Origin of the sequence: Candidatus Thioglobus sp., assembly GCF_028599055.1 — a bacterium.
Lineage (GTDB): Bacteria > Pseudomonadota > Gammaproteobacteria > PS1 > Pseudothioglobaceae > Thioglobus_A.
Genome location: NZ_JAQRMS010000026.1, coordinates 1 through 6,696, shown reverse-complemented (window position 1 = coordinate 6,696; position 6,696 = coordinate 1). Strand labels below are relative to the sequence as shown.

The window sequence follows — 6,696 nt, the reverse complement described above, 5'->3', positions numbered from 1 at the left end:
GTGCCAATGAACGATAAGCGCTTAGAACAGTTGGCTGAGATTGTTAATCCACAGAAAATCTTACCAACGACAATGGAGTTTGTGGATATTGCTGGTTTGGTTGAAGGTGCTTCAAAAGGCGAAGGGTTGGGTAATCAATTTTTAACCAATATTCGTGAGACGGATGCGATTGTACATGTGGTTCGTGCTTTTGATAATGATGATATTATTCATGTAGCTGGGAAAATTTCACCCACTGATGATATTGAAATTATCAACACTGAATTGGTTTTAGCTGATTTAGCTGTGGTCGAAAAACTCTATCAAAAAGCATTGAAAAACACCAAATCTGGACAAAAAGACGGACTCCCACTTAAAGCATTATTAGAAAGGATTTTGCCAGTGTTAGAAAGTGGTGAAAGTATCCGCACTTTGGATTTTGATGATGAAGAAACCAAGTTATTAAAAGGCTTTCAACTATTGACCAATAAACCTGTGCTATACGCGGCAAATGTTAGTGAGGATGGCTTTAGTAATAACCCGCATTTAGATGCAATTAACAAAATTGCACAAGCAGAGAATGCACAAGTTGTTGCTATTTGTGCTGATATTGAAGCAGAAATTGCCGAGTTAGAAGGGGATGAAAAGCAAGAGTTTTTGTCTGAAATGGGGCAAGATGAATCAGGCTTGGACAGATTAATTAAAGCAGGATACAAATTGCTAGGTTTGCAAACTTATTTCACCGCAGGTGTGCAAGAAGTGCGCGCTTGGACTATTAATATTGGCGATAGCGCACCGCAGGCAGCAGGAAAAATTCACGGTGATTTTGAGAAGGGTTTTATCCGTGCAGAAACCGTTGCTTTTGATGATTTTATTGCCTGTCAAGGTGAAAAAGGTGCAAAAGAAGCGGGGAAATTGCGTGCAGAAGGCAAGGAATACATTGTGCAAGATGGCGATGTGGTACACTTCTTGTTTAACGTTTAAAAAACCACTATAATATTGACTATGAATACTAAAGATTATGAAAAGAAGGTTGTTGAGTGTTTAAATGCTCAACAAAATGAAATTATACTTAATTGCAATATTGACCATGCTGAAATACTAATTAAACAGATGTTTTTAAATGCTGCACATACGGTTAACCTATTATCAAACAAACTAGATGCAAATCTTTATGAAAGAAATGATATTGTTGACGCTATTCGACGTTTTTTAAACAGAGAAGGCACAACGCTTAATATTGCTATTGAAGGTAATATGGATCAGGGTAGCATTCAGTTAATAGGTTTGCTTGAAAACCATGACATTAATCCCGTTCGTATTCCCGATTGGCTAAAAGAACAATATAAATATAATTTTATAACTATGGACGATACAGGTTATCGTTTTGAGACTGACAGAGAAAAGCATGAGGCCGTTGTTAATTTTGGAGACACGCAGCAAACAGAAAAATTAAATAATATTTTCAATACAATACTAAATTTGGCATAGTAAAAAATGTCAGGAGACTTATCTTTCCAATTATCGTCTCTTGATAATGTTATCCAGTTTGGGATAGCGCTATCGCTCGCTTATCTAAATTTAGAAAGATTTAGATACAGAAAGTCAGCTCCTCATGAAGCTTATCAGGCATTAGAAGACGCAAAAAAGGACGGAGTTAGCGATATTGACCGCTTTAATGAGTATTTAAATCTTGAGAAAGCGGCAAATAAACTTAAAAAAATAGAATCTAACTTCGAATTATCGGACATAGGTACTTTTAAGACATGGTTTACTAAGTGTTTAGTTTTTTATTTTGGTAAAAATTTAGACCGGTGGATAACCGTAATCTTTTCGTTATTGCTAGCTTTTATCCTTATAGTCAATACTGGTTATTTTAAACTTTTAAGTCAGTTTTTAAACAATCATTTGGACTTGTGCTTTTGGTCTGTCTTATTTTTTAGTTCTTACCCTGTTTGTAACACCATGTTAGGAAGGACTCTCAAAAACAGATTACATAATTTTTCTGATAAAAGAATTCAGTCCTTAAGGTCAGCTGTAGAAACATTAAACCAAAAAAAGAGAATGGAGGTTTCAAAAGCAAAAGCCCCCCAATCCCTCAAGTAAACTCAAAAACTCAATGAAAACTAAAAAAAACACCAAAGTGCTATTAATTCTAGATGGCTGGGGGCATTCAGAAGTTGAAGAGAATAACGCTATTGCCTTAGCAAAAACACCTGTTTGGGATAGGCTTAATAATGAATGTCCCAACACCCTCATTCTTACTAGTGGTAAAAAAGTTGGGTTACCCGGTGAGCAAATGGGCAACTCTGAAGTGGGACATCTTAACCTTGGTGCTGGGCGTGTAGTTAAGCAGGATTTCACCAGAATTCATAATGATATTCAAGAAGGAGACTTTTTTAGAAACCCTATCCTAAAAAATTCCCTTGAGTATGCTAATGACAATAATAAAGCAGTCCATATTATGGGTCTGTTATCTGACGGCGGCGTACATTCACACGAAGAGCAAATTCATGCCATGTTGGAAATGACCAAGAAACATGATTGTAAGAAAGTTTACTTGCATATATTTTCTGATGGTCGAGACTGCGCACAAAAGAGTGCAAAAGGTTACATTCAAAAATTAGAAGAGAAAATTACTGAAGTAGGTGTGGGCGAAATTGCTAGCGTGATTGGTCGATATTTTTCTTTGGATAGAGATAATCGCTGGGACCGTGTACGTTCTGCTTATGAATTAATTGTTAAAGGTAAGGGTAAGTTTTTAGCGCAAAGTGCAATTGAAGCTATTGATATGGCATATGTGCGTGGTGAAACCGATGAGTTTGTGCAATCAACAGTCATCAAATCGCCAACAAAAATTAATAAAGGTGATGTGATGATTTTTATGAATTATCGCGCTGACCGCGCTAGGCAGATTACCCAAGCACTTACCGATGAGAATTTCCAAGGCTTTTCTCGCGGCAGTTTTATACCAACGCAATTTGTGTGTTTAACAGAGTATAAAAAAGAGTTTAACTTACCAGTAGCTTACCCTTCTGCAAAACTTAACAATGTATTGGGTAAATATTTATCTAATTTAGGTATGACACAACTTAGGATTGCTGAGACTGAGAAATATGCACACGTCACTTTCTTTTTGAATGGCGGTATTGAGCGTCCATTTTATGGCGAAGACCGTGTATTAATTCCATCACCAGATGTGGCAACTTACGATTTACAACCAGAAATGAGTGCTTTTGAATTGACTGATGAATTGGTCGAAAATATTGAGAGTCAAAAATATGATTTAATTATCTGTAACTTTGCCAATACCGATATGGTTGGGCATTCTGGTAAATTAGATGCTGCGATTAAAGCGGTTGAAGCGGTAGACTCATGTTTGGGCGTTGTTTATCAAGCGCTAAACTCGATTGACGGTGCAGAGATGCTAATTACTGCTGACCATGGCAATGTTGAACAAATGGTTAATCCTGAAACGGGTGAAGCACACACAGCACACACGAATAACCCTGTACCGTTGATATTTGTTAGTGACCGAGAGGCAGAAATTGCTGAACCTGGCACAGGCGCTTTATCTGATATTGCACCAACACTACTCATGATGATGGGTGTTGAACAGCCCGATGAGATGACTGGAAGTAGTCTAATAACTTTTAAATAATTTAAATCTATTAAAAATAGGAGAGAAAAATGAAACAATCTAATTTTATTGCCCCGTCAATTTTGGCAGCAGACTTCGCCAAGTTAGGTGAAGAAGTTGATAATGTATTAAATGCTGGCGCTGATATTGTGCATTTTGATGTGATGGATAATCACTATGTGCCAAACTTAACGATTGGTCCATTGGTTTGTGACGCATTAAGATCTCATGGTGTTACCGCACCAATTGATGTGCACCTAATGGTTAAACCCGTTGACAGAATCATTCCAGATTTTGTTGCTGCTGGCGCTTCATACATTACTTTCCACCCAGAAGCTTCTGAGCACATCGACCGTTCACTTGGCATGATTCAAGAAGCGGGCTGTAAATCTGGTTTGGTATTCAACCCGGCAACGCCATTACATGTGCTTGAAAATGTCATGGATAAAGTAGATATGATTTTATTAATGTCAGTGAACCCAGGCTTTGGCGGACAATCATTCATTCCTCAAACGTTAGAAAAATGTCGTCAAGTTCGCAAACTTATTGACGCAAGTGGCAAAGACATTCGTTTGGAAATTGATGGTGGCGTCGGCCCTGCCAATATTCGTGAAGTAGCAGAAGCTGGTGCAGATACATTTGTAGCAGGTTCAGCCATCTTTAACACAGAAGATTACAAGGCAACTATTGATACGATGCGTGCAGAGTTAGCTAAGGCAAAATAGCTTGCATCAAACCGTGCTAATGCTTGATGCATCAACATGAATACGGTATAATTGCATTTTTTAAGGTTTTGGCTTAACAATAACTGTTTCGCAATAAACCTAAAGTTGAGTTAGGCGCTTGTATATCAAGCGCCTAACTCGTTTTAATGTATCACACAATTTGTTATGGCAATCAGGGTGCTCTTACATAAGAGTTGATTGCTAGAAATTGTGGAAGAATGGTGCGCAAAAGGCACCTTAACAACCCCGGAGAAATAAAAATGGCAAAAACGTCAATGAAAAAAATGCTTGAGGCAGGTGTTCACTTTGGTCACCGTTCACGCTTCTGGCACCCAAAAATGGATCAATACATCTACGGTACTCGTAACGGTGTTCATATCATTAACCTAGAAAAAACCCTACCAATGTTTAACGATGTACTTAATTTCGCATCAAAAACTGCGGCAGCAGGTGGCTCAATTCTGTTTGTTGGTACTAAGCGTGCAGCAAGCGACATCATGAAAGAAGAAGCAATTCGTTGTGGTATGCCTTTCGTTAACCACCGTTGGTTAGGTGGCATGATGACAAACTACAAAACCATTAAAGCTTCAATCAAGCGTCTTAAAGACCTTGAGTTCTTAGCTGAAGAAAATTTTTCTCAGTTTGGTAAAAAAGAAGCATTAATGATGACTCGTGAAATGGAAAAATTAGAGCGTAGCTTGGGCGGTATTAAAGATCTAGGTGGTATTCCTGATGTTGTATTTGTGATCGATATTGGTCATGAGAAAAATGCCATTGCAGAATCTAAAAAATTAGGCCTTCCAATTATCGGTATTGTTGATACTAATCACAACCCTGAAGGCATTGATTACGTTGTTCCTGGTAATGACGACTCTATTAGAGCGATTAGCTATTACGCAAGAGAAGTAGCCAATGCAGTATTAGAAGCAAAAGCTGCTGCCGGCGTCCAAGTTAAAAAAGCACCTGTTGTGAAAAAAGCGGCACCTAAAAAAGCAGAAAAAGTAGTTGAAGCAAAAGCTGAAGCACCTGTTGCTAAAGAAGAAGCTGCTAAACCAGCAGAAGCAGACCTTAACGCTATGCTTAAGGCTGATTTAGTTGCACTTGCTAAAAAGCAAGGTGTTGAAGTAGCTAGCAAAGATACCAAAGCAGACATTATTGCAAAGCTTGCATAAACATAAAAATTCATAGGAGATAATTATGGCAATTACAGCAGCTTTAGTTAAAGATTTAAGAGAAAGAACTGGCGCAGGCATGATGGACTGTAAAAAAGCCTTGACAGAAACTAATGGCGACATGGAGGCAGCAATTGATTTAATGCGCGCTTCTGGTGCTGCAAAAGCAGCCAAAAAATCAAGCCGTGTTGCTGCAGAAGGCTTGGTTAAGGTTAATATGAGCGATGACAACAAAACAGCAACTATTCTAGAGGTAAACTCTGAAACTGATTTTGTTACTAAGAGTGATGATTTTAAAGGTTTTGTTGACACATTAGGTGCATTAGCACTTAAAACGACACCAGCAAATATCGATGAATTCCTTACTCAAACTTTGGACAATGGCGATTCACTTGAAAAAGCTCGTGAAGATATTGTGGCTAAAGTAGGTGAGAACGTTTCAATTCGTCGCGTTCAAACTATCACTGCTGGTACTGGCGTTATTGGCGCTTACAAGCATGGTGAGCGCATTGCAGTATTATCAGTTATTGAAGGTGGCGATGAGTCATTGGCAAAAGACATTGCGATGCATGTTGCTGCCACGCGCCCTGAGTGTGTAACTGAAGATGAGCTTAATCCAGAGCTACTTGAAAGAGAAAAAGCAATTTTCGTCGAGCAAGCTCGTGAATCTGGCAAGCCAGACAACATCATTGAAAAAATGATCGGTGGTCGCATGAAGAAGTTTGTTAATGAAGTAACGCTTTACGGCCAATCTTTTGTTAAAGACCCTGACACAACTGTTGGCGCACTTGCTAAAGCAAACAATGCTGAAGTTAAATCATTCGTTAGATACGAAGTTGGTGAAGGCATTGAAAAGAAAGAAGAAAACTTTGCTGAAGAAGTAGCGGCACAAATGAAAGGTTAATCCCTTTATTTGAAAGTCTTAAAAAGAGTGCTGATGCGCTCTTTTTTTTTGCGCTAAACAATACGAAGCTTTTCATCCAAACAGTGTTCAGTATTGCACATCTGAACAACAAGCTCCTCTTGATAAGTTTGATATAGCAAACGTTTGAGTCGATCAAGTTGTTCTTGACTCATCAACTCAGGGTGCCTGGTGATTCGCAACTGATGGTCCACATTAGCATGCAATAACATCTCTAAAGACTCCCACGCCTTTTCTCCTGAGTTTGGTGTTTTGGTG

General features: G+C 38.5%; 7 protein-coding genes and 1 pseudogene. 7 read left to right on the top strand and 1 reads right to left on the bottom strand.

The features are described from left to right. From ychF to tsf, 7 genes are all read left to right on the top strand, one after another. On the top strand, nucleotides 1–963 hold a 963-nt coding region (gene ychF / locus PSN35_RS03050; RefSeq protein WP_300029266.1), incomplete at its 5' end, for a redox-regulated ATPase YchF. A 21-nt stretch (nucleotides 964–984) separates the two neighbouring features. After that, nucleotides 985–1,470 carry a hypothetical protein gene (locus PSN35_RS03045; protein WP_300029264.1) on the top strand — a complete coding sequence of 162 codons (486 nt, stop codon included), beginning with the start codon at nucleotides 985–987 and terminating at the stop codon, nucleotides 1,468–1,470. Between the two features lie 6 nt (nucleotides 1,471–1,476). Beyond that, complete coding sequence (locus tag PSN35_RS03040) at nucleotides 1,477–2,085, top strand: hypothetical protein (protein WP_300029261.1); 609 nt, start codon at nucleotides 1,477–1,479, stop codon at nucleotides 2,083–2,085. Between the two features lie 13 nt (nucleotides 2,086–2,098). Beyond that, nucleotides 2,099–3,640 carry a 2,3-bisphosphoglycerate-independent phosphoglycerate mutase gene (gpmI, locus tag PSN35_RS03035; RefSeq protein WP_300029258.1) on the top strand — a complete coding sequence of 514 codons (1,542 nt, stop codon included), beginning with the start codon at nucleotides 2,099–2,101 and terminating at the stop codon, nucleotides 3,638–3,640. Nucleotides 3,641–3,669: 29 nt separating this feature from the next. Beyond that, entirely contained in the window at nucleotides 3,670–4,344 is a 675-nt protein-coding gene (gene rpe, locus PSN35_RS03030) for a ribulose-phosphate 3-epimerase (RefSeq protein ID WP_300029254.1), read from the top strand. Between the two features lie 260 nt (nucleotides 4,345–4,604). Next, the gene (rpsB, locus tag PSN35_RS03025) at nucleotides 4,605–5,516 is read left to right on the top strand and encodes a 30S ribosomal protein S2 (protein ID WP_300029251.1); all 912 of its coding nucleotides are present in this window, start codon (nucleotides 4,605–4,607) and stop codon (nucleotides 5,514–5,516) included. 25 nt (nucleotides 5,517–5,541) lie between these two features. Further along, nucleotides 5,542–6,420: a translation elongation factor Ts gene (gene tsf, locus PSN35_RS03020; protein WP_300029248.1), complete on the top strand. Its 879-nt coding sequence runs from the start codon at nucleotides 5,542–5,544 to the stop codon at nucleotides 6,418–6,420. 53 nt (nucleotides 6,421–6,473) lie between these two features. On the opposite strand, the pseudogene PSN35_RS03015 reads toward tsf, so the two are convergent. Next, nucleotides 6,474–6,696, bottom strand: a pseudogene (locus PSN35_RS03015) (hypothetical protein); the annotation flags it as partial.